Consider the following 26,734-nt stretch of genomic DNA (forward strand, 5'->3'; position numbering starts at 1 on the left):
CGGTGGACCCGCCCGGCACCCCTGGAGCATGGCGCCGAGGGCTGTCTGCGGGCTCCTTGGGATGCGGTGCCGCATGCGCTGTCCCCGATAGAATATGCAGGTTGGCACGTCCGCTTCGCAGCGGAACTCTCCACCCGCAAGGTCGGGGTGACCGACCGGTCCGGAGGGCAGCATCATGGCGCGACAGATCGGCTTGGGCGCCGCTAGGGATGTGGACCACAGCCGGGAGCTGCCCAGGGCTGACCGGGACCGAGTGAGCAGCATGTGAGACGTCGGCGGTGGCGGTAACCGTTGTCCACGCGAACCAGCCCTCGCGCAGTTTGATCGGGCACAGGCCGGCCGTCTCACCGCACGATTCTGGGCGCCCAACGTCGCCTGGAGACGTGAGGAGCGATGGCAATGCGAACGAACATCATCCGGCACGAGAGCATGATGGTGAGCTACGACGTGCTCAACGGCTGGACCGTCATCGAGGTCGACGGTGAGGTCGATGCCCACACCGCTCCCATGATCCGCGAAGGAATGATCACGCTCATTAACGAGGGACACCGCCACTTCGTCCTGGACCTGAGCTTTGTCAGCTTCATGGATTCGATGGGGCTGGGCATGATCGTGGCGATCACCAAACGCGTCCGTGAACACGAAGGCGCGCTGCGTATCGTGTCCGCCTCCAGCCGGGTACTGAAGATCTTCGACGTGAGCGGCATGCGCAAGAGCTACGAGATTCTCCCTTCAGCAGAAGATGCGACGGGGTCCGCGCCCTTGTCCGGCAGCCTCGCGCACTGGCCGCATCCATCCTCAGACTGAACAGAGCGCCACTTCGCGAAACTCACAATCCAGTCCCCGAACTGCGGCAGCTTGAGGGTCTGGCCACTGCCAGGAAGCCCGGCACCGGACGATGCCAGGTCCCGTTCGCGATGTTCCACGACGGCGCCCTCTACGACCGGTGCCATTTGCGTCGCGGCTTCAAAACGCCGCCTCTCCTGGCTGGCCGAAAAGTTGCAAGCAGGGTGTGAGACCACTGATCGTGACGGAGATGCGCTGGTCCATCTCCCATCGGGCACGCGGCAGTCGCAGGCGCCGCATCGTCACGCGCCGCTCACGGACGTTCCACTGCTCGATGCCGTCGAGTTCGTAGCCGAGCTTCTCAGACACGCACAGAGAAGAGGGGTTGTCCTCGAAGGCGCCCGACACCGCATCGACCGCGCCCAGCCCTGTGAAGGCCAGATGCAGGACTGCAGCGCGCATCTCGGTTCCGATCCCCTGCCCTTGGTGCTGCAGGCCGAGCCAGGAAGCCGTGCTTACCTGCCGCAGTACGGCAAAATCTCGGGCGGCAAGAGTCTGCAGGCCTACTACACGGCCGTCCTTGAAGACGCAGAGGTTCAGCGACCAGTTGTCCGGTGTCCAGTTCCCCCGTCGCAGCCAATGATGCTGCACGACCGATCGCGCCCTTTCAGCAGGCGGAAGATCCGTCCAGGGCACGATGAACGGCATCCGATCTGGCTCGTGGACGCCTCCGGCCGCCACGTCTGCCAGGTCACTCAGTTCCTCTTCGCAGGGCAGTCGTAGCTCCAGGCGAGGAGTCTTCACCCGCAGGCCCATCAAAGGCCAGTGATCCATCAGCATGAACCATTGTCAGCGCCCGTCATGACCGACGTCATCCAATTTTCTACCCCAGACGAGCCTCGTTCCCCGAGCGGCTCGCACCGGTCAAAACCTCAGCGGCAAGCGGTCAAGGTCCAGCGGTACCCAACACCCGCGTTCGACCCGGCACCGTAGAGTGACCTGGACTCTTGGGCCTCGGCGGTGCGCTGCCGAGGCCCGAGCACGTTTCGAAGCACCGCGGTCAGACCGTCGCGAGGCGGGCCGCAGCGATGATCCGGTCAGCGGCGCGGTGGCCGCTGCGCAGGGCACCTTCCATCAGGCCGGTGAAGACCGTCTCGGTGTATTCGCCCGCCAGGTGGACGCGTGCGTCGGCGCTCTCCAGCGGGGTGATGTCCGCGGGGGTGGCTGCCGCATCGAGGGCCGTATAGGCGCCGCGCGCCCAGGTGTCCTCAGTCCATACGGTGGCGAGGGGCTCGGCCCCGTCGAGGTCGAGGTCCGGACGCATCGCGCGGGTCGCCTCAGCCCACCGGTCGGCGCTGTGGCGCAGGCCGAGGCGGTCGATGGCGGCGTAGGTGCCGATGAAGGAGTTGAGGACGGGAGCCACCGTGCCGCTCGCGTCGCTCGCCGTCCAGTTCCAGCAGCGGTGTTCGGGGGACATGACGGCGCTGGAGGCCGGAGTGCGGGTGAGCGGGAGGTGGAGTTTGGCGGCGTGGCCCTGTTGGATCCAGCGAAATGCGTCGCGCTGCCCTGTGGTGAGCGGAAGGCGGATGGTGGCGGGGTCCGTGACGATGCTGGGCGGCAGCGCGACGACGACGTCATCGTAGTCAGCCTGTCCAGTGCGGGTGATGACGGTGAGGCCGGTGCCGGTCACGGCGTCGCTGACCTCGACGGCCGGGTCGCCGAGGTGGAGGGTGCCGGTCAGTGCGGCGGTCAGTGCGAGCGGCAGGCTCTGGTTGCCACCGGCTATCCGCCAGCTGGGCTGCGGCGTCATGGAGGCGACGGCGCCCAGGGAAGAGGCGCTGACCTGGTCGGCGGCGACGGCGCTGGACATCTCGACCCGGGCGCGCAGGGCGGCCTTGACGTCCTCGGGGGCCTCCAGTTCGCTCAGCACGGACTCGACGGAGGTGTCGGCCGGGCGTCGCTCGGCGATCTCGGCGGCGCGGCGCCCGGCGTCGGCGATCGCGTCCGTGGTGACGGGGTGGGGGCCGGCGACCTGGCGGACGTAGTAGCTCATGGTGGTGTCGGCCAGGCCCAGGCCGTGCGCCTCGACGAGGGCGCGCAGGGTGTCGTAGCCGCCAAGGACGAACTCGGCGCCGCGCTCGATGGTGTACGTGCCGAGCGGTGTTTCCAGTTGCTGGGACCAGACGCGTCCGCCGACCCGGTCGCGGGCCTCGTGGATGGTGACCTGGTGGCCGGCTGCCTCGAGGCGGGTGGCGGCGGCGAGGCCGGAGAGTCCGGCGCCGAGAACGGCGACGCGACGGGAGTGAGGGGTGCGGGGGATGGTGCTCATACGGAGGTCCGTTCGGGGAGGCGCGTTTCGGTGGGAGTGAGGGCGGAGGTCTGGGCCAGGGAGCGGCCCTTGGTCTCGGGTGCCCAGGCGAGGCAGACTGCGTACGCGACGACGGTGATGGCGGCGGCGATCAGCAGGGTGGGGCCGAGTCCGATGCTGTCGAGGCCGATGGGCAGCAGGTAGGTGCCGGTGGCCGCGCCCAGGCGGCTGATACCGACGGCGACACCCACGGCGCTGGCCCGCACCTCGGTGGGGAAGAGTTCGTTGGGGTAGATCCACTCGAGGATGCTCGGCCCGCCGGAGACGAAGGCGTACACCGCAAAGGCCGCGATGACGAACCAGGTCGGGCCGTCACTCCACACGCCGAGCGCGATCAGCGGCACGGCCATCACGGCGAACGGCACGACGGCCATGGGGCGGCGCCCCCACGTCTCCACCAGACGCAGTGCGGGCAGCACACCGAGGGCGAAGAGCGCGGCGATGAACAGTTCACCGAGGGTGGCGGCGCTCGCCCCGGTCAGGCCCGCGGCGGCGAGAATGGTTGCGCCGAAGGTGTAGAGCGCGTACTGCGGGGTGATCTGCGCGAAGTAGAGGGTGCCGCACATGATGGTGCGCTTGAGGTAGCCGCCGCGGACGATCCCGGCGAGCGCGCCTGCGGTACCGGTCGTGGAATGCGCAGCTGCGGCCGTCGCGGCCTCGGCCCGCAGGGTTTCCGGGTCGAGGTCGGTGCCGTAGACGGTGCGCACCACCTCGCGAGCCTCCTCAACACGGCCTTTGGAGAGCAGCCAGCGTGGCGACTCGGGGATGCCGCGTCGCATCAGGACAACGACGAGTCCGGCGACGGCACCGCTGAACAGCAGCCAGCGCCACAGGTGATGGTCGCCGGAGGCGGTGGTGACGACGTAGCCGACGAGGAACGCGCTCATCGCGCCGGTGGACCAGGCAAACCCGGTCAGGCCAATCATCGAGCCCCGCTTGCGGGCCGGGGTGAACTCGGTCAGCAGCGACGATGCGATCGGATAGTCGGCGCCGACGGCGAGGCCGATGATGAACCGCAACGCGATCAGTTGCCAAGGCGCGGTCACGAACGCGGAGAGCCCGCAGGCCACGACCAGGACGGTCAGATCGAGGGCGTACATCTTCTCGCGGCCGATGCGGTCGGTGAGCGCGCCGAAGAGGGTGGCGCCGAAGAAGATCCCGATCAGGGAGGCGGCGCCGATCAGCCCGGACTCGACGGACGTGGTGCCGACGTCGTCGCTGAAGCCGACGAGGGCGATGCCGATGAGGCTGAGGATATAGCCGTCGAGGAACGGCCCGCCGCAGCAGGCGATCAGCAGTTTCCGGTGGAATCCGGAGGTGGGTGCGTGGTCGATGAGGTCAAGGGCAGACACGGCTCAGCCCTCTCTTCGGCAGGTGGGGTCGGCGGTGACGCAGGGTGCAGCAGGCATGGCAGCTCCGGGGTGTCTGCGAGCACGCAGGCGGCTCGAACGGGGGGCGAGGGCTGGGGTGCCTCGGGGCACCGTCGCCTCGTTGGAGGGGAGGCTAGTCACCTGGCGGGGAGCACCACTATCGTGCTGGGTCAGTAAAGATCGGCTGCTGGCTGTACTTGAGTACGAGAGAGTGAGGGCCGTGATGCTGACGCTCGCGGACGTGGTGGCCATGCCGACGCTGGGACAGCGGGTCCTCGCGGGCGCGGCAGGCCTCGACCGGGTGGTGCTGTGGGCGCACAGCTGCGAGATGCCGGATCCGTGGAGCTGGATCGACCGGGACGAACTACTGATGACGGTCGGTCTCGGCCTGCCGCGAACCCCAGGTGAACAGACCGCGTTCGTGCGGAAGTTGGCCGCGGCGGGGGTCGCCGGGATGACGGTGGGCGACGACGGGATGGCGCCGCCGCTGACCCCCGAACTGCTCCAGGAAGCAGAGCGGCTCGGCTTCCCCATCCTGTCGACCGACCACGCTGTGCCGTTCGTGGTGGTGGCCCGCACGGTGGCACTGGCCAATGAGGGCCAGACCCAGCAGCTGCAGCTGATCAGCAGGGTCTATCGCGCGCTGAACGACGTCCCGGCGAATCCGGCCCGGTCCCTTGCCTCCATGGAGAAAATCTTCGGAGTGCGCCTCGCAGTGGCCGACACTGCGACCGGCCAACTCGTCTTCACAGGCTCCCTGGACCCGGACCCCGGCGAGCGCCCGGGACCGCGCCACTGGCCGCTCGCCACCACCCGTCCCTCCGAGCTGCTGGTCGACGAGGACAGCGCGCACCTGCTGGACTCGTTCACCCTGGCCCACCTCCAACAGGTCGTCACCACGGCTGTGAACACGGTGCTCACCACGGCCGCGCTCACCGCCGCGCGGGGCGAACACCTGCTGTCCGGGGCGCTCGCCGGACATCTTCCCTCCCGTGCCCTCGACCAGCAGGCCGAGGCACTCGGCCTCTCCGGAGACACCATCCAGGTCGTCGCGGCCTCGACCGCCCGCCCCTACGACGACCTGCTGTCGGTGCTGGCCCTCGCCCCCCTCCCCCACCTGCCGCTACGCACCCCCGACCACCTCGTGTGCTGCATACGCTCCGGCGACCGGGCCACGGCGCTCGGCCTCCTCGAACCGCTGAGCGACCGGATCGGTCTCTCCCCCGTCTTCGACGACCTGACAGGTGCTGCGACGGCCGTCCGCCGCGCGGTGTGGACCCTGGCCTGCGCACGCGACGGCGACGTCCTGGCCTACGAGGACGTACGCGGATCCGTGCTGCCCAGCGACGCCACCACCGCGACGGAGCTGGCCCAGGCGGTGCTGGGCCCGTTGCTCGACGACACGGACCGGGGCCGGCGGCTGCTGCGGACATTGGACGCCTTCCTCGCCCACGACCGCAGTTGGGCGGCGACCGCCGAGCACCTCAACATCCATCGCCAGAGCCTGGGTTACCGTCTCCAGCAGATCGAAGTGGCCACTGGTCGGAACCTCAAGAAGTCCCAGGACCTGGCCGAGCTGTGGGTGGCTGTCACCGCACACAGAACTACGGGCTGAGCACGGCGGGGCCGGGCGGACGCGAGTTGATACCTCATCGTCTCCTACGCTGGACGAAGGCGGCCTCTCGTGGGGCTGCGAAGAAACACATCGGGGCGCATGACCGAGAGCAGGCCGACCGAGGTGGTGGACCGGCTACCTACCGGTCACTGGTCAGGAGCTGGAGCTTGCCGAGGTACTGATGCGTGAATGCACGGGTGTCGAGGTCGGCCAGCTGCGGGACGAGTGCCGTCACGCGCCTGAGCAGCTGGTCGCAGCGAAGTAGCGAAGATGTCCGGTGGCCAGCCGCCCGCGCCGCCCGAGCCCGGGCTGTGGCCGGCAGTGGACCTTATGGCCGCGCTGGAGGAATCGGGGCGCGCCGCACGGGCCCGCCCGGGCGGCTGAGCGGGCGAGGCGACGGCTGGGCGGTTCTGCCGGGAGTGCGGTGATCTTTTACCGGTTTCGTTGGCGGCACAGGCGTTGCTCTTGGAGGGAGACAGCAGTGACCGGCCGAGGGCCTCTCGCGTGCCCGGAGAGCCACGGAGGTCGGCCCCCGGCCGGTGGTCTGTGCTCGGGACTGCCAGGACTACATCGGGTGGATGTCCGGCTTGCCCGTGTCGCCTACCTGCTCGCTCTGCTCCTTGAGGTGGCGTGCCTTGTCCTTCAGGCGCTGACGCTCCTGCGGGTCAGTAGCACGTTCCGCGGCCTGTTCCAGGTCCTTGGCCTTGGCACGGATCTGCTGGGCACGGCCTGACTCGCCTGCAGCGCTCATGATCGCTCCTTGGGGGATGAGGAAGAGCGGGTCACATCAGCGAAACAGGCCCCGCCATCCCCTGCATCTCGATCAATCACCCGCTGTTATCTGCGCAGTTGGGAATGGTCCCGCGGAACGACTTGCGTGCCGGACCCTGCTCACGTTGTGGGTCCTCTCGCTCGGTGGCCCCGATCCCACGGGATCGGAGACGAGGCGGACGGCGTCGGCCTCGGCTGCGGCTGCGGCTGCGGCTGCGGCTGCGGCTGCGGCCTGTCCCAGTCCGGGAACCGCACCGGATACACGGCCGTCGACCGGGTCCTGGGCACCTTCTTTCCGGGGCCGTCTGCGCTGCCGTTCCCTGTGGTGCCGGCGAAGCCGACGACCACCGGGACGATAGCGGCCCAGGTCGCTCACCTCCCGCCGCGCGCCGGCTGCCCAACGCGAGTGCGCCCGGACCCTCGCGCCGCCCGCGCGGACTCCTGCAGGCGTGCCGCCGGTGCGGGGCGAGCAGGGCCGGCCCCGCCGCCCCGATGTGGTGCTGGGTGACCGCGGCTACGACCACGACAAGTACCGCCGTCTCGTCTGGGACCTCGGCGTGAAGCCGTTGATCGCCGCCGCGGAAGCGAGCACGGGTTCCGCCTCGGCAGGCAACGCCGGATTGTGGTAGGCGCGTTCGCCCACCTGCAGTGGTGTCGACGTCTGCGGCTCCGCTGGGAGATTCGCGACGACATCCACGAAGCCTTCCTCACCCTCGGAGGCGCCCTCATCTGCTGGCGGCGATCGCGCGCTCTGGCCCGCGATGCCGTGGGCTAGTCAGTCGCCGCCAATCGGTTGAGAACTTCCCCAGAGGTGAAGCTCCAGCCGACCAGGCGCGGCCCGCTCCAGTTGATGCCGATCACGAGTCCGTCCCGGGCAGCATCGGGCAGTACGCGTTCGCGCCAAGTGTCCAAGGGCATGGATTCAACGCGTAGCTCATGCCCCCAGATCTTCGCTGCCCTCTGAGCGCGGGCCGACGTCGACCAGAACGGAAGGCTTCGCGTGCCGTCCCCGGAGAGGTGAGTCGGGCTTCCGTCGTCATCCCTGACAAGCCAGACCACTCGGCTGTAGCGGACATCTCTGAAGAATGCTGCCGCTTGCGAACCGCTCTGACTCATGGCCGCCGAGCCTATCGTTCCCCACCACTCACTTCGTGAGGAGATACGGCGCCGGACACCGATCCGGCAACCCACTGCGCCGAGGAGTTGCCCTGTGCCCGGCGCATTGCGCCGGACGTCGCGCGTGCCGAAGGCACGACGGACAGGGCCGCCTGAGTACGCGTACTCACTTCGTCTGAGGTGCTCGCCCCTGCTGGCGCCACCCGGCCCTCTTCACACTGGCCTTTCGCACTCCCTAGGAAGAGGACCTGATGAGCCGTCTCCTGAGCCTGCGTCCCGCCGACGCGGACGACCTTCCCTGGATACACGAACTGCGGCACCGGGTCTACGCGGAGGAGTTGGGTCAGCACGCGCCCAATGACGAGGGGCGGCTGTTCGACGGGCTCGACGGCGACAACGTCTACCTGGTCGCGGCTCGCGGCCAGGTCCGTGTCGGGTTCGTCAGCGTGACACCGCCCTGGGTGGGCCGGTACGGGCTCGACAAGTACCTGACCCGCGCGGAACTGCCGCTCCTCGACGAGGCCGACGTCTTCGAGGTGCGCCTGCTCACCGTCGAGCCCGGCGCGCGGGCCGGTGCGGCGGCTGCCCTTCTGATGTACGCGGCGCTGCGCTGGATCGCGTCCCGGGGCGGGCGGCGGGTGGTGGCGATGGGCCGCGCCGACCTGGTCGGCATGTACCGGGCAGCGGGCCTGCGACCCGTCGGCCTTGCCGTGCGCAGCGGCGCGGTCGCATTCGAGGTGCTCACCGGGGAGGTGGCGGAGCTGACGCGGGGCGCGACGGGCCGGCGCGCCGCGACCCTGACCCGGCTGGCGTCCGGCGTCGACTGGCGGCTGGACACGTCGTTCGCGCCCCGGCCGGACGGCTGCGAGCACGGCGGGGCCTCGTTCACCGCGATCGGCACGGACTTCCGCAGCCTGGATCGGCGGCTCGAGGTGGTCGCGGCCGACGTGCTCGACGCCTGGTTCGCGCCGGCCCCCGGTGCGCGCGCGGCGCTCGCACAGGACGCCGGGTGGGTCGCCCGTACCTCCCCGCCGACCGGCGCGGAGGGCCTGCTCGCGGAGATCGCCACCGCCCGCGGCCTGCCCTTGGGGACGCTTGCCGTCGGCGCCGGCTCCTCCGATTTGATCTTCCGGGCCTTCGGCCGTTGGCTGACACCGGCGAGCCGGGTCTTGCTGATGGACCCGGGGTACGGCGAGTACGCCCATGTCACCGAGCGGGTGATCGGCTGCCGCGTGGACCGGTTCCGGCTGCGGCGCGAGGAGGGCTGGCGGATCGATCCGGAGCGGCTGTCGGCGGTCGTCCAGGCCGGGGAGTACGACCTCGTGGTCGTGGTCAATCCGAACAACCCGACCGGCCGCCACTGGCCGGCCGCCGAGCTGCGCGCGGTGATCGCCGGTACGCCGGCCCGGACCCGCTGGTGGATCGACGAGGCGTACCTCGGGTACGTCGATGCCGCCGAGTCTCTCGCCCCGTTCGCCGCGAGGGACCCGCGGGCAGTGGTCTGCACCTCGATGTCGAAGACGTACGCCCTGTCCGGTGTCCGGGCCGCCTACCTCGTGGCCGATCCGGAGACAGCGGCGCAGATACGCAGGTGGACGCCGCCGTGGGCAGTCGGGCTGCCCGCCCAGCTCGCCGCCGTGGCGGCCCTGCGCGACCCGGCCTACTACGCCGACCGGCTGCTGCACACACACGAGCTGCGCCGAAAGCTCGCCTCGGATCTGGCAGAGGTGGACACGTCCGTCCAGGTCGAGGAGTCGGTGGCGAACTTCCTTTCACTGACGCTGCCCGCGGGCGGGCCGAGCGCCGCCGCCCTGGTCGCCGAGTGCCGGCGTCACGACGTGTATCTGCGTGACCTGTCGCCGCTCTCGGCCGCCTACGAGGGCCGCACCGTGCGCGTCGCGGTCCGCGACACCGCGGAGAACGCGCGCATCGTCGCCGCGTACCAGGCCGCCCTCACCGGCCTGCGCCCCGCCTTCCCTGCCCGGGCCGGGTCTGCCCCCGCCGGCGCCGGAGTCGCCAGGTGACCGGTGTGGCCTCGCTGGCACCGTGGCTGGGCGGTGCGCTTCTTGTGAGCGGTGTGGCGGTGGGGGTGTCCCGGCGCAGCGAATTGATAGTCCGGTGGTGTGCATGGGCGGTCGGCGTGCCCGTGGTGACCGCAGCGTTCTGGTCGGGGCGGCCTGGTGTCGCCCTGCTCGCCGGGGTCGTCGCGGTGATCGCGGTGCTGGAGTTCGGTGCGCTGACCCGGCTGCCCCGCGCCGACCGGGCGGTGCTCGCCACGGCCGTGCCGGGCCTGATCGTCGCAGCCGCCTGGGCACCGGACCAGGTCTGGCGGGTGGGCGCCCTGGGTGCGCTCGCGCTGGCCGCCGTTCCGCTGGTGACCGGCGACGCCGAACAGGGCCTGCGCCGGCTCGGCACCAGCCTGCTCGGGCTGGTCTGGCTCGGCACGCTGGCCGCACTGGCGCCGCTCGGGACGGTGGCGCTGGCGCTGTTCGCGGCGGTGTCGGTGGCCGACGTGGTGGCATTCTTCGCCGGGCAACGGCTGGGCGGGCCCCGGCTGTCGCCGCTGTCCCCGGCGAAGCGGTGGAGTGGGACGCTGTGCGGCGCGGCGGCGGGACTGGGCGTACTCGCCCTGCTCTCCGCGTGGAGCTGGCCGGCAGCCCTCGCGGTGGCTGTCGGCGGGCCGGCGGGCGACCTGATGGAGTCCCTGATCAAGCGGGGCGCCGGGGCCAAGGACTCGGCGCGGTGGCTTGCCGGAGCCGGAGGGTTGCTGGACCGAATCGATTCGTCGGTGGGGGCGTTGGTGAGAATGGTCGTGCTGAGCTGAGACTGCGGGGCAGTGTGGACGGCTCAGAGTGACAGCCGGGCGGAGTCGCTACTGCGCGACGGACCCGCTGACGTGCCGGCCGCCATCAGAGCTTGCGGGTGTCGCGGGGCTCGGCGTATGGCTCGTCGCCCGGTGGGAGGCCGCCTTCGATGGCACGTCCGCGTTCGAGTTCGGCGTTGAACTCCAGCCCGAGCAGGATCGCGATGTTCGTGAGCCACAGCCAGATCAGCGCGACGATGGGTGTGGCGAACGTGCCGTAGGTCTTGTTGTAGCTGCTGAGGTTGGCGACGTAGAGAGCGAACAGCGCGCAGGCGATGAGCCAGATGACCACCGCCACGGCTGCGCCAGGCATCACCCGTCGGACTCGGCGTTTGACGTTGGGCGCGGCCCAGTACAGCAGCATGACGATCAGCACGACCAGGATGAGCATGACGGGCCATTTGGCGATGTTCCACACGGTCACCACCGTGTCGCCGAGCCCCAGGACCGACCCCATCTTCTTGGCCAGGGTGCCGGTGAACACGACGCCGACCGCGGTAAGGGCCAGGAGGATCACCACCGCCGCGGTGATGGCGAGACGGACCGGCAGCGTCTTCCATACCGGCCGGCCCTCACCGATGTCATAGACGATATTGGAGGCGCGCATGAAGGCGGCGACGTAGCCCGAGGCCGACCACAACGCCAGGACGACACCGATGATCAGCGCGACCAGGGCTTTGCCCTGGCCGCCCTTGAGCTGCTCCAGCATGGTGGTGAGGATGTCGCGCACGGACCCGGGCGCAATGCTGGAGAGGTTCTTGATCAGCGAGTCGATGGCAGAAGGACTCAGCAGGCCCAGAATGGACACAAGAGCCAGCAGGGCAGGGAAGATCGCCAAGACTCCGTAGTAGGTCAGGGCAGCTGCCCAGTCCGTGAGATTGTCCTCTTTGAACTCCCGCATCGTGCGCTTCACGGCGCCTCTGGACGAACTGTCTTCCGTGGCGCCCTTCCGGGATGCACGGCCGGCATCGCCGCCGTGGCCCTCCTCGCCGCCGGACGCAGGGCTGTCTGCGCCACCACCGTTACCGCCCTGGTGTGCCTGGGGGCCATCCGAGGAGGGCGTTGCCACATTGACTCCTTCGTCGAGCGCCGGCACCCACGACAGTCGGCGCGCTCTGCCTCGCCCACACTCCAGCGGCAGATGCCGGCCGTCGAGGCGGTCGACGGACCGCACCCCCATCACACCCGCGGAGCTGGATATCTGCGACTGGACGGCACCCACATGGGCCGGCCGACCAGCGCCGGAGGCCATCTCCAAGGCCTGCCCAGGGCCGGTGACAGCGGACATGTTGGTGCTTGCGGCACTCGCCGCGACCTCGGCGAAGGCTGGACCTATTGCTCCTCCCCCGCCGCCTCCTACCTCAGGCTCCCCATCGACGGCGACGCAACCCACAGGGGCGTGACCGAGATACGCACCAAAGGGGCAACGGGATGGTCTTGAAGCGCTGATTCGCTCGGATTTACCTGCGGCGACGTGCAGCGGGGTCACGTTCGGCAACGTGCCGGGCGACCGAGTCGACGCCGGGGCGGGCGTAGCGCTCCAGGGAGCGGACGGAGGCGTAGCGGGAGCGGGCCAGCAGCATCGGGGTAGAGGTGCCGCCCTCCGCGTCGTGCGTCAGGGCACTGTGACGTAGCCGGTGAAGCGTCCAGCCGTCCAGGTCCTCGATGTCGTCGGGCGAGGCGAGGGGGGGGTTGCCAGCAGCCGGGTGTTCTCCTAGAAGATCTCCTCAGCGCGGCGGTAGGAGAGCCGGGCCCGGCGCGGAGGGCTCCCGCGAAGCACGCGCCGGTGAGGTACCGCTCAACCGCCGCGGTGTACGACGACGGCGGGGCGGACAGAGGTACGACCCGAGCGCGCGGCAACCGAAGTGCGCCCCCGCTCCCGAGTTCGGTCAGCGCTTCGATCGTCACGCCGTCCCGCCCTTCCGCTACTGCCGCAGTCAATGCGTACACCTCGCCCCGGCGGCCGGATTGGTCCACCGCAGGTCGAGGTGGTCAGGGTAGGGGCTCTGCCTCAGCAAATCCGGTATTTGCTGAGGCAGTTGTGAATACGTCTCCGCGATCGAGTAACCGCCCGAATGCGTTTCCGCTGTGCGGGCTTGAGAGGAGTGGACTGTCAGTGCCCGGGGCCAGCATGCTTGCCTGGGTCATGCCCCAGATCCTCCGTCACGGGCAGGCACTCGGCGAGCAGGTCGACGACGTCGCGCCAGGCTCGCTGCGCGTGCCGTGGGTGGTAGCCGACGCCGGGGACCACGGGGTGGTCGACCGGCGGGTGGTGGAAGGCGTGCAAGGCGCCGCCGTAGATCGTGAGGCGCCAGTCGACGCCTGCGGCCTGCATCTCAGCGGTGAACGCGTTCCGTTGCGCGGGCGGCATGATCGGGTCTTCCGACCCGACTCCGGCCCACACCGGGCAGCCGATGCGCGCCGCCTCGCCCGGTCGGCCAGTGGTCAGTGCGTTGACTGTCCCGATCGCCCGCAGGCTGACGCCGCCGCGCCCGAGTTCCAGCCCGACGGCACCCCCCGTGCCATAGCCGACGGCGGCGATCCGGTCGGGGTCGGTCCGCGGTTCGGTGCGCAACACATCGAGCGCCGCATGGCCGATGCCTCGCATCCGCTCGGGATCAGCGAGCAGCGGCAGGCAACGGGCCAGCATCTCCTCGGGGTCGCCCAGATAGCGCCCGCCATGAAGGTCGAAGGCCAGCGCTACATATCCCAGCTCGGCGAGAGCATCGGCCCTGCGGCGCTCGACGTCGCTGAGCCCCATACCCTCGGGTCCGAGCAGCACCGCGGGCCGGCGGTCGACACCGGCCGGGAGCGCGAGGTGCCCGACCATCGTCAAACCGTCGGCCGGATACTCGACCGTACGCGTCGTGATCGTCGTCATGAGACTGAACTGTAGTGATCGTCGAGCCCGGTCCGGCCGGTGTTCTGCCGCCGGCAGAACAGCGCGGGTATCCCTCTGAAAAACGGCGAGGGCCCACAAGAACCGTCACAAACCCCGTCCCCACGGCAGCGCTGTCGGATCACCTGCCCGGGCCACGGTGTTGGAGGCTCACTCTCGCAGCAGGATTCTGGGGTATACGGGCCCGCTCCCGTGAAGGGCGTCGTCAGCTATTTCCCTCACGACTCAGGCAGCCTGGCCGAGACCGGTGGGCGGTCAAGTCCTGCTCGCACAGCGGGGTGTAGTCGACGTCGAGTTTCGGGTCGTACGCCTCAGGCTGGATGCCGAGTCCGTGGGTGCTGTACTCGCCCAACCGGTTGAGGTGTTCGGTCAGATACGACGAGTTGTGCGCCAGGTCCTCCGGGTCTGACTCTGTCGGGAATCTTGAGGACGGAGCAACGACCGTGACGTTGTGTCAGGTTTGTGGGGGCGTTCTGCTCATGTCCCCCAGGGGCCCGAAATGTCCCTCCAGTCCCGTCCCGGAGCCGAGATCCCGGCGCTGACCGTGCGGGTCGCCCGGGCCGGCAACCCCCGCGGCACCACTGCGATGTGGATCCGCGACCGCCTCGACGGCCTGTTCAGCGAGGGGGACTTCACCGCCTAGTACCCGCGCGACGGCCGCCCCGGGCTCTCGTCCGCGCAGCCGGCCACCGTCTGCGTGCCGCAGTACGCGCTGAACCTGTCGGACCGCCAGGCCGCCGAGGCGGTGCGCTGCCGCATCGACTTCAAGTACGCCCTCGGCCTGGAGCTGGAAGGCCCCGGCTTCCACCACAGCGTGCTGTCCGACTTCCGCGACAGGCTCACCGAGGGCGACCGCGCCGACCGGCTGCTGGGCCTGGCGCTGACCCGGATCCGACGGGCCGGCCTGCTCAAGTGTGACTGAGCGCTTCAGCTGGCCCGTCGGGCCAGGTGCGTGCTCAGTGGTCCTGCCGGTAGCTCTCGGTGAGTACCAGCGTGAGCTTGCCCAGCCACTCGAAGTCGTCCGGGTACTCCCACTCCTCAGTTACGGCAAGCACACCGGGAAGGTCCTCACGCGGGATCGGAGGACCCGGCTGGTAGCCGACGGCCCCGTCTGGTGCTGTCCAAGGAATGTAGCGGCAGACCTCAACCACTCCACGATCGACGAGGGCCAGGAGGACGGTCGCCAAGTCCGCCGCCGGCCCGGACGCCATGAGCTCCTCCAGGTCGCCCCGGACTCCAGGAAGAATGTCGATCTCACTCGCATTGAGCACGAAGGCGTACTCGACATCGGACAGCTCCCTCCTACTCACTGGGCGATTTTTGCAGGTCGTGACCTGTCTCAGGGAAACCGTGGGTATGGCGAGTGTGTGACCTGCAGTGCCCACACTTCTGCGGGACACAGGGCGGTGCGTCGTCCCGCTGAAGTGTGGGCAACTCGCCTGACACAACTCAGGCGAGCGAAGCGCTGGCTCACCGTGGCGAGCCCCATCGTCACGGGTCAGGAGCGCTGCGTGGGGCCGGCGTGGGCGGGATGGAGGCATAGCGGTCGAGTTAGACCTCGCCCCTCTGGTCGTTGCTCCGGCATGGGATGTCAGCTGGTCTCGAAGGGGATGCTGATGGGCTGGCCGTTGCGGAAAACGCCGGTGGGGCTGTCGGAGGGCAGGGTAGCCGCCATACAACGCCCTTTGCGGACCCGGAGGCCGGGCGGGCCTGCTCCTTGTCGCACTGCCAGGTCCGCAGGCCGTGTTCGTGACGCTGAACGTGGAGCGGGCGGCGCCGTTGCTGGGACGATTCGGGGTGTAGTCAACTATTATGCTTCCGCCGAGACTTGGGGGGCCGGTGGGCGAGCAGGACAGAGCCGAGGCCGGGGCGGAGAAGACCGCTCCGGCCGTAGGAAGAACGGCTGTCGCGGCGCAGGACGCTCCGGCCGTGCGGGACACCGCAACGGCGCAGCAATTGGCCGCGTACCAACGCCGAGCCACGCGCACGCTCGCCGCAGGCACGATCATCCTCTGGCTCACCGTGGTCCTGAAAGTCGCCGGCGTCTTCGACGGCGGGGGTTACTGGGTCGCCTGCGCCGGGCCGCTCACGAGCGGCGTCCTCCTCACGCTCAACGCCCACCACATGAGGCGGGCCCTGCGCGTTCACCCCTGGAGCCGATGCCCCGCGTATGTACGGCGCCGGAGGTTCGGCGGGCCCGTGGTCACCCTGCGCACGCCGGACTCCGACCAGTTGGTCCACCTAAGGTGCACGCTCGTCGACTCCCGGACGCTGGCGTCCGACGGCCCCCTGTGGTGGTCCGGCACCCCCGAGCGTGGCGGCGTCGTCCGCGTCCCGGGTACCACCGCCCTCGTCCGGGGCCGTCCGGCGCAGCGGAGCGGGCGCCCAGTCTTCCGCTGGGTCCTGCTGCTCGGTCTGATCGCCGGGGGCCTCGGTATCGCCGGCTCGGCGGCCTCAGAGGACAACCCGCTCGTCGAACTGAGCGTCGTCCATGCCTCGACATTCCCCGAGGAGCCGTGCAAGGTGCGCTTCAAGGACCCGTTCACCGGTGACCACCGCACCAGTGCGTTCCTCTGCTCGGAAGGCCATGTCGAGCAGAACCCCACGGCCGAGTGGGGCGCGCTCGTCTCGTACGGGCCGTTCAAGGGCGCCCTGTACAACCCCTACCTGGAGTACCCGACCGCTTCCGACGTGGACGACAGCTTCCTTCTCGCGGGCGGCCTTTTCACCTTCGTCGGCTCCGTCGGCGGCACGCACACCCTGTACCGCCGCCGCAACCCGCTGACGGCCACGCCCCCGCCCGGCAACGGGCAAACCGCGTGCGGCTGAACACACTCGGGCGTCTGCCAGGTCACTGACCAGTTCCAGCCGCACCGGTTCCTCTGGCTGTGGAAGACCGGGAACTGGCGAGCAGAAGGTGCCTGCTCAAATGCCACCGACCAGCGGCTCCTCAAGGTGCCCCGCTCACGGAGGCCTTCCACGCTGACGTATTCCAACTCGACACTGTCCAGCGTTGCCTCGCGCGCCCATCCGGGCCTTTGGGATGCCGTCGACTGACGGCACGACCGAAGTAGCACCCGGCTACTGACACAAGGCCAAGGGCTCAGAACCTGCCTACAGATAACTGAGACGCGACGCGCACTCGCCTACAGAAAGTTGGGACTGCCTACACATCGCCGGGACAGGACACTGCGGGCCACCTGCACCGCTCAGTGGGGCCAACTAGAGCGCTCAGGGGTCAAGTAAAACGCTCAGGCACATCAAGGGGCGTGCCGTCCGCGCCAGTTACCCTTTCCATAAAGTGTGAATATAAAAGTGCTATGCTTCGAGCATGAGTCGTCAAGACACCGCTCCTGGCGCGTCCGCCGCCATCGGGGCAGCCCTCTACGGCCTGGCCACCAGGGCCACGAGACGCCTGCCCCGGGACATGAGCCTGACGTCCGCCGCCACCCTGGCCACCCTGGATCGGACCGGCCCGCGGCGCATCACCGATCTGGCCGCGGTCGAGGGCGTCACCCAGCCCGCGATGACCGCCCTGGTCCGGGTGATGGAGGAGTCCGGCCTGGTCGAGCGGCGGGGTGACGCGTCCGACAAGCGGGTCACGCTCGTGTGCCTGACCGAGGCCGGCGCCTCCTATGCCCGGACGCGGCGCCAGGCGGGCGTCCACGCGTTCGAGCGGTTGATCGGCGAACTCACCGGCGACGAGGTCGAGGCGCTGGTGGCGGCCCTTCCGGCACTGAAGCATCTGGCAGAGCTCGAAAGCCAGGACCGTGAAGGGGCGAAGCAGTGACCGGGCGGCCGGTCGGCAGGGTCGCGGTGAAGGCGTTCCCGGCGGCGCGTTCCAAGGCGCGGCTGCTGGTCCCCGCCTTGATGTTCATCGCTCTGGTCGTGGCGGCGGTCGCCAGCCTCGGGACGCCGCTCATCACCAGCGTGGCGACCTCGTTCCACGTCTCGCTCGGCAGTGCGCAGTGGACGCTGACCGTCGCGCTGCTCAGCGGCGCCGTCGCCACGCCGGTCCTGGGCCGGCTCGGTGCCGGCCGGCACCGGCGGGCCACGATCCTCGCCACGCTGGCGGTCGTCGTCGCCGGCAGCGCGCTCACCGTGCTGCCGCTGCCGTTCGCGTGGCTGCTGGCCGGCAGGGCGGCCCAGGGCGTCGGGCTCGGGCTGACGGCGCTGATGATGGGCGTGGCCCGGGACCACCTCCCCGAGGAGCGCAGCGCGGCCGTGATCGCCCTGATCTCGGTGGTCTCGATCATCGGGGCCGGCGTCGGCTACCCGCTGGCCGCACTGCTCGCCGAGCTCGGCGGGGTACGGGCCGCCTACGGCCTCGGCCTGGTCGTCACCGCCGCCGCCCTGCTGACCGCGTGGCGCTCCATGCCCGAAGCCCCCGAAGGCCGCTCCGCCCACGTGGACGTGCCAGGCGCGGTCGTCCTGGCCGCCGCGCTGCTCCTGGTGCTGTTCCTCGCCGGCGAGCGGGATCTATGGAGCCGGCACCTCGCCGTGGCGGCGGGCCTCGCCGTCGTCGCGGTGGTGCTGCTCTGCGTCTGGGCCGTCATCGAGCTGCGCAGCACGACGCCCCTGGTCGATGTGCGGGCGGTGCGGCACCCGGCGGTCGCCGGGGCGAACCTCGCCATGTTCGTCGGCGGGATCGGCATGTACCTCCTGCTCACGCTCATCACCCGGTACGCGCAGACGCCGCACGGCGCCGGCTACGGCTTCGGGCTGACGACCTTCGTCGCCGGGCTGGTCCTCATCCCGTTCTCGGTGCTGGGGTTCGTCGCCGGCAAGCTCACGCCGCGGGTCCGAAGGCGGATCGCCGACCCCCTGATCCTGGCCGGCAGCGCCGTCGTGGTCGGCGGCGGGTTCGCCCTGTTCGCATCGGCCCGGTCGGATCTGGTCGAACTGTTCGCGGCGATGGGCGTGCTCGGCTTCGGCGTCGGCGGCTTCTCGGCCGCGATGCCCGGCGTCATCCTGGCCGTCACCCCCAAGAGCGAGACGTCGAGCGCCATGAGCTTCAACTACGTCGTCCGCAGCGTCGGGTACTCCCTGGGCAGCGCCATCGGCGGCCTGATCCTCGCCGCGGGCACCGGCCCCGGCCACCTCTTCCCTGACGACAGCGCCTACACCACCGCGGCGCTGGTCGGCATCGGGGCCATGGCGATCACGACGCTGGCGAGCCTCGCTCTCGCCCGCCGACGCTCCTCCGAGACCAACCCGTAAGTTCAGATGCACTCGTCCCAACACTGGAGGTTCCATGCCCAAGGGTTACTGGGTCAGCGTCTACCGCACCATTTCAGACCCTGAGAAGCTGGCCGCGTACAACAAGCTGGCCGCTCCGGCCGTCGCGGCCGGGGGCGGTCGGGTCCTCGTCCGTGGCGGTCGGGTCGTGGCACACGACGCCGGAATCGCCGAGCGCACCGTCCTGATCGAGTTCGACAGCTTCGAGCAGGCCGTCGCGGCGCACGAGAGTGCGGCCTACCAGGAGGCGCTGGTCGCCCTCTCCGACGGCGTCGAGCGCGACTTCCGCATCGTCGAAGGCATCGACTGACCGAGGTCCAGTCGGATCTTCACTGAAGCAGCAGGATTCTGGGGTGTACCGGCCCGCTCCCGTGAAGGGCGTCACCAGCTAGTTCCCTCACGGCTTGCGTCGGGAGCGAAGTTGCGGACCGGGGCGCGTACTTGCCCTTGGCCATCTCCCTGCCCGGCCTCGACGAGGCGTACGGAGCCGCCCGGCTACGGGCCTGGCCCGGTCGCACCACCTCCTACACTCACGGGATGAACAACTACACATGTACCCAGTGCAGCACCGTTGGTCTGGTGGAGGGTTTCGTCGAGGACGCCGGCCAGAATTCACGCGGGTACGCACGCTGGATCGAGGGCGCGTTGGAGCGGGGGATTCTCGGGGGCGCCAAGCGGATGGGCCGACGCCGGCGGCAGATAGAGGCCTTCCGCTGCCCCAAGTGCGGGCATCTTGAGTTGTTCGCCACGGGCGAGGTGTAGTTGGCCCTCGCTCTCCCAGACTCCACTACGAGATCTGCTTCGTACAGGATCAGGAGAGAACCTGGCTGAGGTCTGCAACGTGGACATGTGAGTCATCCGCGATGATGGCGAGCGCTGGTCCGGAACCGTTGCAACGCTCGACGAGTTGCACCGCGTTATGGACCGCCGACGGCAGGCGGGTGGTCCGGAGGGCAATTACTGGTGGTGTTGGGACGGTCTTATCGTCCGCGACCCAGGTGTGCTTTCGATGGCCAAGGTCGTCGATGGAATTGTCGCCTCGGGTGAGCACGAGACGGTCTTTCCTCATATCGACCCCGAAGAGGACATCTGGTCTGAGGGGACCAGGCCAGATCACGCCGAACGGCAGTGGTACCACATGTGTTGCACACGAAATTCTCGGGCGCACCTGCGCTGAGCTCCACAAGGTGGCTTCCACTCGCCTCGCGCCGCACGATTGCGAAGGTCGGTGGCGTTGTACTTGTACGTCAGGCCGAGCAGCAGAATCCGAGATCCCCAGACTGGCATGCCGCGCTTGTCGAGTGCTTCCACGAGACGCCGGACGACGTAGTCGGACATGTGCCGGTTCATGTCGTCGGCGAGTCCCACGAGCCGGAAAGGGACGCCAAGCTCCTCTTGGGCCCTCCACGCGAGGAACAACGGGTCGACGGGCAGTGCCCGCCCGGCTCAGCCCTGCGAGTCGCCCTTCAGGCCCACAGCCAAGTCACCCTGACCAGTCCCAGAACCGGAGACACCGCCCCCGGCCGCCCCTGACACCATGCCGGACAAGCCGAGGCGAGGGCACGGATCAGCTCGGAGTTGTGACGCCAGAGCCCAATTGCCGCTCGATATCCGCCGCAGGGAACGGCGTCCGCTTGCTTTCCGTACACAGACGACGGAAAAAGGAGTCCATGACGACGGTAGGACGTGCGTGCCGGTCGATGATGGCCGTGATCTCGGGCGGGATGTCGCCAGGTCGCCGGCCTGCGATCCAGTCGTGCAGGAAGACTTCGCGTTCCGCGTCACCTCGCACTCCGTCGAGCACGTGGTACTGGAGCAGGTGGCTCGCGGTGTAGCAGTGGTCGTACGCGAGGTGGCCCGAGAGGAAGTTGGATTCGTCCGCCGAAAGGTCGAATCGGGAGCTCAGGGCAAGTCCGAAGTCAGCGAAGTAGAGCCGGCGGCCATCAGTCAGGATGTTGTCGAAGTGAGCATCGAAGTGGACGAGTCCGCGAGAACTCATGAAGGCAGCTCCGCTCATCAGAGCTTCCTCCACCCAGCGGAAGGGCGAGCCGTCCCCGACTTCCGTCAGGGCGGTTTTGCGGTGCTCGGCCAGCCATTCAGCGAGTGTGTGCGGAACGTGCTCCAGAAAGACCACCAGGCTGCACGAGGACTGGCCGATGGCCTCCAACCGGTCGCGAACGGCGGGTGATCCCTCCCAGTGCGCAACGGCCCCCTCCAAGCCCCCGAACTCATCGGTGAATCCTTCGGGAGGAGAGTCAGGCAGAACCCGCCAGTGGTACATCAGAGGGAATCCCGCATACTCGTCGCCGAGAACCCAGTTCGTGGTCATGGTGTGCACGGCAAGCTCCCGCCAGGCACCGAACCCGGCCGAACCCACCCCGTACTGGTAGAACATCGGCAGTGCGAAGACGTTCGCCGTCGACCTCACGTTCTCCGGGCGCAATTCGGTGTCCGTCAAAGGGATCCGCTTGACGAAGACGCGCGTTCCGTTGATGTCCAGCTCTGCCGACCTGCCGCCGATGCCCGACCCGAGCGGGGTAGCGCCTGCCAAGACCTCCCGGAGCCGGTGGTCGCTCAGCAAGGAGAGCTGCGTACTCACTGTCCCGTAACCAGCCAGGCGCGCGGCGCGCAGCAAATCCTGGTCCAACATCGACGGCTCCTCGGTGCCCGAACCCGGCCTTCGGCAATCCCACTTACGGCACCGACCTTACGCTCAAAGGTCAGCCGCTCTCCCCTCGCCCGAGCAAGTCTGCACTGCCTCTCAATGACCGACCTCACAACCGGACGCCTCACCCACGAATCCACCCCGAACCGGCACAACACCTGAACCTTGAACGAAACAGCCTCAACCTCAACCGCACCAGGACAGAAAACTCTTTGAGGCGACGCGGCTCCTCGGGTCATCTTCACCGGCTTCGCATCCACGGTCATGCCCTGCCGCCCCGCCCACATCACTGTCAGCACCTGATGACCCGTCACCCTCACGCCCCACCGGCAGCTGGGACTCATAGCAGCAACACGCAAGGCGTCGCCACTGGAAGTGCGCGCTGGTGCCCTGCCAGTGGGCACGGGGGCGAGGAACGACGGTGCAACCCCCATCCGGTGTGCGCACTCCCCCCGCACCTACTGCACGCCATCAACACAGCATGATCACATGCGAGTTGGGCGCGGAAGGGAAATTCTTCCCCTCGATGCAGAACATCGCGCACGGCGAGACCACCGAGCCGATTCCGTATCCACGAGTGGGTGAGCAGTAGGCCCTTGGGCAGGCCCGGCAACTTCCACGCCGACGCGGCCGAGCTGGAGGAGAGGGCGACTTCGTACCTGAGTGAGTTGATTCCGGCCAGGCCAGTCTGCCCTAGCCACTGACAAGCCTGGCGGATTTGTCATAGCGGACTCAACCTCTCCCCCACGGTACGAGACGGAGCGGTGCCAGTGGGCTGAGTGGCGCTTCGGGCTGCGGGGCGCGTGTCCAACCGTGGGCGTGCATCTCCTCGATCCCGCTCGGGATGGAACCGCGCAAGTTCCTTGTAACTTACTGCTTCGGGCAGGGACGGAACAGACTCGCCTCAGGCAGGGGACAAAAAGCCTGCGCAGGGAGGGAAAGACGTTGCCGGCAGTGCACCGACGCGCCTGTTTGGATCTCGGACGCCCAAGGACGCGGCCACAGGTTGACCGCTGACGACACACAGGGGAGGCGGCATCATGCGAGCGATGCAGCACGACCGATTCGGCGGACCGGAAGTCTTGAAGGAGGTAGAGGTACCGGACCCGGTGGCGGGACGAGGGGAAACCTCGGTCGAAGTGGAAGCCGCCGGTGTCAACTTCGGGGACCTCAAAGAGATCGCCGGTGAGCTCACTGCGGGTCCGTACGCCATGAAGGGGCCTCTGCCGCATATCCCTGGCATGGAGGTCGCAGGTCGGACCAGTGACGGCCGGCGGGTTGTCGGCTACCTCCGCCAGGGCGGATACGCGACGAAGGCCGTCCTCGCCGAACGCGATCTGGCTCTATTGCCCCAGGAGGTGAGTGCGGGCCAGGCGCTTGCTCTGCTGGTGCAGGGACTGACGGCGTGGCATCTCCTGCGGTCGGTGGCCCGCGTGCGGCCTGGAGAGAGCGTCGTGGTGCACTCCGGCGCCGGCGGGACCGGCAGCCTTGCCGTGCAGCTCGCGCGCGAGTTCGGCGCGGGACGTGTCATCGCGACGGCGTCGTCAGAGGAGAGGCGTGCGCTCACTCTCGGGCTCGGTGCCGACGTAGCCATCGACGACGAGGTGGATGGATACCGCGAGCGGGTCCTCGACGCCAATCACGGACAGCCGGTTGACGTCATCCTGGACGCTGTCGGCGGGCCCCTTCTTGACGCGTCTTTGGACGCGATCGGGCTTCTCGGCCGACTGGTGAGCTACGGAGCCTCGTCCCGGCAGACCGCCACCGCCGTCGCGCCGGGCCGCCTGGCGGTGGCGAGTTCGGCGGTGGCCGGGTTCTGGCTCACTCCGCTCATCACCCGTGACGGGGCGGGCGGCCGGGCACTCGAGGAACTGCTCGACCTCACTGCACGCGGACGGCTCCGGCCGCTGGTCGGCGGCGAGTACGACCTCGGGCGCGCATCCGATGCGCTCGCGGACCTCCTTGGCCGCCGTACCAAGGGCAAACTGGTTCTCCTGCCCTAACCGGCCCGGTGTGGCCCTGCGCTACTTCACGCTCGACGGCACGGACCACGCTGACCGCAAGGAACAGGGCAGCATGATCCGCCGCTACGTCATCTGGCGAATCCGCCACGCCGGCGACCGGCGCCTACGCGCCGTCGTCGACCGGGCCAACGCTGCCCGATCCGGAAGCGCTATACGCCGGTGGTGCCGTCGATGCGTTCCCGGAGCAGGTCGGCGTGGCCGTTGTGGCGGGCGTACTCCTCGATCATGTGGACATAGATCCAGCGGAGACTGACGTCCTGCTCCATGAAGCGGCCGGTGTCGGTCAGAGCGCGGTCGGCGCAGTGCTCGCGGGCTCGAGCGATCTCTGCGTGCCAGGTGGTCAGAGCGTCGCGCAGGGTGGCGCCCTCGGCCAGCTCGAAACCGCCGTCGGGGTCATCGGGGTCGGCCTGCGGGTCGTAGATGGGCGGGGCCTGTTCTCCGGCGAACACTCGGCGGAACCAGTTCCGCTCCACCTCCGCCATGTGCTGGACGAGGCCGGTCAGTGTGAAGGCGGACGGGGGCACGGACGCGACGGCGGCCTTCTCATCGTCCAGGCCCTCGCACTTCATTGCGAGGGTGGTGCGATGAAAGTCGAGCCAGCTTTCGAGCGTGGCGCGCTCGTCGGCGTTCAGGGGCGGCATGGGGCGTTCGATGATGGCCATCGGTCGATTATCACCAGCGGCCTAATCCGCCGACAGGCAGGACCTCACAACGGGGCGAACGTTGCCTGATGCGGCACTACGCTCCGGTGACGCGCAGCGCGCACCCGCGCGAGCTGCCTGGCTCTCTCGACGAACAGCCCTGTGGCAGGTCGGGCGACGTCTGGATCCGCACCTGACCGAGTGCCGGAGGGTTCTCGGCTGGACGATGTCCCCAGGCCGAGATCAGCGGTGCGAGTGTCAGGTCGAGTTTGCCCGCGTGGATGGCGGCCAGGTGCGCGTCGCTCTCGGTGTCGTCGGACAGGTAGGCCGCGAGCAGCTCGGCGCGCACGTGCCGGATGGTCGCCGCCTCCAGCCGATCGCAGGCCGTCCCGCCGACCGGAAAGAGCCCGCCGCGGCGACATCCACCAAGCCGGCCTCGCGCAATGCCCGCGGCGGTGTCCGGCCGTAGCGCAGGTCCGCGCCGCGGCGCGTCAGGAGTTCCGGGCCCGCGTCGCGCAGCTGGTTGGCCCGCCGCTGCGCCGGGCCGCTGTCGTCCAGGCATGCCAGTGGCTGCAGAGCGGTATCGGCGTTCTCGACCAGCAGCCAGCCGCCGGGCTGCAGCGCTGCTGCCATCGTGGCCAACGCCCGCGCCCGGTCGGGTACATGGAGCAAAACGAGCCGGGCATGCACCAGATCGAACGTCCGCGGCTCCGGGGGCGGATCAGCGGCGACGTCGTGCCGACGCACCTCGTACCCGTCGCCTGCCTTCATCCACGACGGGTCAATGTCCGTGGCCAGCACGTGCCCAGCCGGACCGACGGCCGCGGCGAGCGCCTGCGGGATACTTGTGCCACCGGCACCCACTTCCCAGCAGCGCGAGCCGGCCCTGACTCCCAGTCGATCGAAGCGCCCGCGCGTCACACCGTCGAACAGCTCGGCCAGCCAAACGAATCGCTCGCCCGCCTCGGCGCACGCGTTGTCCAGCAGGAAACCACGGGCGGAAGCACCGAGCGCGGCAGTCCCGCCTCTCGGATCCGGTCGGCCACCGACGTGCGGCGGGCAGGGCGAAGAGGTCAGGACTACATGGTCAATCTCCTCAGGCCGTCAGCGCCACGACGACAGGAGAGGGATGGCTCACACAGCCAGCGAACCCCACACGTCCTACAGCACAGTTCTGCACCACGACGCGCCGGAAGAGGTACATGTATTCGGCCGCCACAGCAGCGCACCAGGCGCGAGACAGCGCGCCGACCGGACTGTCAGCTGATCTCTCTGGGGTCAATGTGCATCCGATCTCCTTGATTGGCCGGAATGCTCTCGCTGACTGTCAGCATCGATGTTTGACAAAACGTTTCTTCGACAGTGGGCAATTTTGAGGCTCGCATATCATGGCGATATGCGGCCTGATATAGATGGTGAATTAACGGGCTCGCTGACGATGCGCTCCCTGGCGCATGCGCGCTGGCGCCCGCCCCCCGGACAATGGCGCGCACATGAAGGCACCAGCCCACCCCTCCCCGTAAGTCTCCCTGCGTGAGGGCGGGGCCGCTCCAGCACAAACGGCCCCGCCCTCGTTGCTGTCTCGCGGCAGGTCGGCCGAGCACGTTCAAGGGCCCGGCCAGGCCCGCGAGGCCACCCTTGGTGGTGGTTGCCCCCTAGTCGAGGGTGTTGGTCGCGGTGCCCGAGGTCGTTACTCCGTCGGGGCCAACCATCTTCTTCACAGTCGTGTACATGGCTTCACCGGACGCGTCGACACCGGTGACGGTGTAGGTGACCGACGCTCCGTCCGAGCCGACCGAGCTGCCGGCCTGCCCGTAGGAGTCGGCACTGGCGGTGCCGACGGCCAGCATGAAAGCCGGAGCGATAGCAGCAGCGACAACCGCGCCGCGCAGGACCTTGCGCATGAAAATGAAACCTTCCAGGAAGTTGTGTGCCCTGCTGGACACATTCCGAGTATCGACCAAAGGGCAGCCGCAAGATCCCAAGCGAAAGACTGCCGCACGGCGCGTTTTCGATGTTTACGCAGGTCGCACGCGAATCAAGACCTTCTCTGATTGACACTAATGGAGGCACGCCTTCACATGTCCATCACAGACCTTCAACACAGCGAATATTCCTGGAGTTTGAGCGATGAAATGCCAATCAATAAGTCGGCGACTCCGGTAAACAGAAAATCGTGCCAGCCGTCGGCCCGCACGCGCCGGGACGTCGCGCCGAGGCCGGATGCCGCTCGGGACGACCTCCTTCGTGCGTCCGTGACCTGGCACGACTGGGTAACGGTCGGCGGAGGGACCTGGCCAAGATCCAGGGCGGCGGGTGAAGGTGTCGCGCATGAGATGCCGTGCCATGCTCGCGCTGGTCCTCCTCGCCTCGTCGGT

23 protein-coding genes and 3 pseudogenes are annotated in these 26,734 nt (G+C 68.9%); 14 read left to right on the forward strand and 12 right to left on the reverse strand.

What is annotated here, in order from left to right; translation table 11 throughout:
- Window positions 1–399 precede the first annotated feature (399 nt).
- The gene (locus ACFC96_RS31910) at window positions 400–807 is read left to right on the forward strand and encodes an STAS domain-containing protein (protein ID WP_376615396.1); all 408 of its coding nucleotides are present in this window, start codon (window positions 400–402) and stop codon (window positions 805–807) included.
- A 159-nt stretch (window positions 808–966) separates the two neighbouring features.
- On the opposite strand, the gene ACFC96_RS31915 is transcribed toward ACFC96_RS31910, so the two are convergent.
- The 3 genes from ACFC96_RS31915 to ACFC96_RS31925 all read right to left on the reverse strand — a co-directional run bounded on the left by ACFC96_RS31915 (window position 967) and on the right by ACFC96_RS31925 (window position 4,506).
- Window positions 967–1,626 carry a GNAT family N-acetyltransferase gene (locus ACFC96_RS31915; protein ID WP_376615398.1) on the reverse strand — a complete coding sequence of 220 codons (660 nt, stop codon included), beginning with the start codon at window positions 1,624–1,626 and terminating at the stop codon, window positions 967–969.
- 220 nt (window positions 1,627–1,846) lie between these two features.
- The gene (locus tag ACFC96_RS31920) at window positions 1,847–3,115 is read right to left on the reverse strand and encodes a flavin monoamine oxidase family protein (protein ID WP_376615399.1); all 1,269 of its coding nucleotides are present in this window, start codon (window positions 3,113–3,115) and stop codon (window positions 1,847–1,849) included.
- Entirely contained in the window at window positions 3,112–4,506 is a 1,395-nt protein-coding gene (locus ACFC96_RS31925) for an MFS transporter (protein WP_376615401.1), read from the reverse strand. The genes ACFC96_RS31920 and ACFC96_RS31925 overlap by 4 nt, the downstream gene beginning before the upstream one ends.
- A gap of 241 nt (window positions 4,507–4,747) precedes the next feature.
- On the opposite strand from ACFC96_RS31925, the gene ACFC96_RS31930 reads away from it, so the two are divergent.
- Entirely contained in the window at window positions 4,748–6,139 is a 1,392-nt protein-coding gene (locus tag ACFC96_RS31930) for a PucR family transcriptional regulator (protein WP_376615522.1), read from the forward strand.
- Between the two features lie 565 nt (window positions 6,140–6,704).
- Here the strand turns inward: ACFC96_RS31930 and ACFC96_RS31935 are convergent.
- Window positions 6,705–6,890: a DUF6381 family protein gene (locus tag ACFC96_RS31935; protein WP_340457068.1), complete on the reverse strand. Its 186-nt coding sequence runs from the start codon at window positions 6,888–6,890 to the stop codon at window positions 6,705–6,707.
- Window positions 6,891–7,359: 469 nt separating this feature from the next.
- Between ACFC96_RS31935 and ACFC96_RS31940 the strand changes: the two genes are divergently transcribed.
- Entirely contained in the window at window positions 7,360–7,539 is a 180-nt protein-coding gene (locus ACFC96_RS31940) for a hypothetical protein (protein WP_376267066.1), read from the forward strand.
- A gap of 142 nt (window positions 7,540–7,681) precedes the next feature.
- On the opposite strand, the gene ACFC96_RS31945 is transcribed toward ACFC96_RS31940, so the two are convergent.
- Window positions 7,682–8,026 (reverse strand): DUF2750 domain-containing protein, encoded by a 345-nt coding sequence (locus tag ACFC96_RS31945; RefSeq protein ID WP_376267069.1) that lies wholly within the window; start codon window positions 8,024–8,026, stop codon window positions 7,682–7,684.
- 251 nt (window positions 8,027–8,277) lie between these two features.
- Between ACFC96_RS31945 and ACFC96_RS31950 the strand changes: the two genes are divergently transcribed.
- Window positions 8,278–10,050, forward strand: coding sequence for an aminotransferase class I/II-fold pyridoxal phosphate-dependent enzyme (locus ACFC96_RS31950; RefSeq protein WP_376615403.1), 1,773 nt, complete (start codon window positions 8,278–8,280; stop codon window positions 10,048–10,050).
- The gene (locus ACFC96_RS31955) at window positions 10,047–10,850 is read left to right on the forward strand and encodes a phosphatidate cytidylyltransferase (protein WP_376615405.1); all 804 of its coding nucleotides are present in this window, start codon (window positions 10,047–10,049) and stop codon (window positions 10,848–10,850) included. The genes ACFC96_RS31950 and ACFC96_RS31955 overlap by 4 nt, the downstream gene beginning before the upstream one ends.
- Before the next feature lie 85 nt (window positions 10,851–10,935).
- On the opposite strand, the gene ACFC96_RS31960 is transcribed toward ACFC96_RS31955, so the two are convergent.
- Both ACFC96_RS31960 and ACFC96_RS31965 read right to left on the reverse strand, forming a co-directional pair.
- Window positions 10,936–11,958: a YihY/virulence factor BrkB family protein gene (locus ACFC96_RS31960; RefSeq protein WP_376615407.1), complete on the reverse strand. Its 1,023-nt coding sequence runs from the start codon at window positions 11,956–11,958 to the stop codon at window positions 10,936–10,938.
- Between the two features lie 1,044 nt (window positions 11,959–13,002).
- Window positions 13,003–13,770 (reverse strand): dienelactone hydrolase family protein, encoded by a 768-nt coding sequence (locus ACFC96_RS31965; protein ID WP_376615409.1) that lies wholly within the window; start codon window positions 13,768–13,770, stop codon window positions 13,003–13,005.
- 517 nt (window positions 13,771–14,287) lie between these two features.
- On the opposite strand from ACFC96_RS31965, the gene ACFC96_RS31970 reads away from it, so the two are divergent.
- A complete protein-coding gene (locus tag ACFC96_RS31970) occupies window positions 14,288–14,431 on the forward strand; it encodes a hypothetical protein (protein ID WP_376267087.1) in 144 nt (47 codons plus the stop codon).
- A 24-nt stretch (window positions 14,432–14,455) separates the two neighbouring features.
- Window positions 14,456–14,710, forward strand: a pseudogene (locus tag ACFC96_RS31975) (transposase); the annotation flags it as partial.
- Between the two features lie 34 nt (window positions 14,711–14,744).
- Here the strand turns inward: ACFC96_RS31975 and ACFC96_RS31980 are convergent.
- Entirely contained in the window at window positions 14,745–15,098 is a 354-nt protein-coding gene (locus ACFC96_RS31980; protein WP_376615411.1) for a hypothetical protein, read from the reverse strand.
- 619 nt (window positions 15,099–15,717) lie between these two features.
- Between ACFC96_RS31980 and ACFC96_RS31985 the strand changes: the two genes are divergently transcribed.
- The 5 genes from ACFC96_RS31985 to ACFC96_RS32005 all read left to right on the forward strand — a co-directional run bounded on the left by ACFC96_RS31985 (window position 15,718) and on the right by ACFC96_RS32005 (window position 19,788).
- Window positions 15,718–16,617 (forward strand): hypothetical protein, encoded by a 900-nt coding sequence (locus tag ACFC96_RS31985; protein WP_376615413.1) that lies wholly within the window; start codon window positions 15,718–15,720, stop codon window positions 16,615–16,617.
- A 598-nt stretch (window positions 16,618–17,215) separates the two neighbouring features.
- Window positions 17,216–17,578 (forward strand): MarR family winged helix-turn-helix transcriptional regulator, encoded by a 363-nt coding sequence (locus ACFC96_RS31990; RefSeq protein WP_376267164.1) that lies wholly within the window; start codon window positions 17,216–17,218, stop codon window positions 17,576–17,578.
- Window positions 17,575–19,008, forward strand: a complete 1,434-nt coding sequence (locus ACFC96_RS31995; protein WP_376615415.1) for an MFS transporter — start codon at window positions 17,575–17,577, stop codon at window positions 19,006–19,008. Before ACFC96_RS31990 ends, ACFC96_RS31995 begins: the two co-directional genes overlap by 4 nt.
- 34 nt (window positions 19,009–19,042) lie before the next feature.
- On the forward strand, window positions 19,043–19,336 hold the full coding sequence (locus ACFC96_RS32000; RefSeq protein WP_340458514.1) for a DUF1330 domain-containing protein: 294 nt from the start codon (window positions 19,043–19,045) through the stop codon (window positions 19,334–19,336).
- Window positions 19,337–19,563: 227 nt separating this feature from the next.
- Window positions 19,564–19,788, forward strand: coding sequence for a hypothetical protein (locus tag ACFC96_RS32005; protein WP_376227469.1), 225 nt, complete (start codon window positions 19,564–19,566; stop codon window positions 19,786–19,788).
- An 805-nt stretch (window positions 19,789–20,593) separates the two neighbouring features.
- Here the strand turns inward: ACFC96_RS32005 and ACFC96_RS32010 are convergent.
- Entirely contained in the window at window positions 20,594–21,676 is a 1,083-nt protein-coding gene (locus ACFC96_RS32010) for a protein kinase family protein (RefSeq protein WP_376615417.1), read from the reverse strand.
- A 1,256-nt stretch (window positions 21,677–22,932) separates the two neighbouring features.
- Between ACFC96_RS32010 and ACFC96_RS32015 the strand changes: the two genes are divergently transcribed.
- Both ACFC96_RS32015 and ACFC96_RS32020 read left to right on the forward strand, forming a co-directional pair.
- Window positions 22,933–23,694: a zinc-binding dehydrogenase gene (locus tag ACFC96_RS32015; protein WP_376267109.1), complete on the forward strand. Its 762-nt coding sequence runs from the start codon at window positions 22,933–22,935 to the stop codon at window positions 23,692–23,694.
- Between the two features lie 10 nt (window positions 23,695–23,704).
- Window positions 23,705–23,851: pseudogene (locus tag ACFC96_RS32020) on the forward strand (IS630 family transposase); the annotation flags it as partial.
- 13 nt (window positions 23,852–23,864) lie between these two features.
- On the opposite strand, the gene ACFC96_RS32025 reads toward ACFC96_RS32020, so the two are convergent.
- From ACFC96_RS32025 to ACFC96_RS32035, 3 genes and pseudogenes are all read right to left on the reverse strand, one after another.
- Window positions 23,865–24,377, reverse strand: a complete 513-nt coding sequence (locus ACFC96_RS32025) for a DinB family protein (RefSeq protein WP_376267111.1) — start codon at window positions 24,375–24,377, stop codon at window positions 23,865–23,867.
- A gap of 199 nt (window positions 24,378–24,576) precedes the next feature.
- Window positions 24,577–25,343 (reverse strand): annotated as a pseudogene (locus tag ACFC96_RS32030) (methyltransferase); the annotation flags it as partial.
- A gap of 668 nt (window positions 25,344–26,011) precedes the next feature.
- Window positions 26,012–26,302: a hypothetical protein gene (locus tag ACFC96_RS32035; protein ID WP_340458022.1), complete on the reverse strand. Its 291-nt coding sequence runs from the start codon at window positions 26,300–26,302 to the stop codon at window positions 26,012–26,014.
- Window positions 26,303–26,734: the final 432 nt, after the last annotated feature.

Origin of the sequence: Streptomyces sp. NPDC055955 (assembly GCF_042270245.1) — a bacterium.
Lineage (GTDB): Bacteria > Actinomycetota > Actinomycetes > Streptomycetales > Streptomycetaceae > Streptomyces.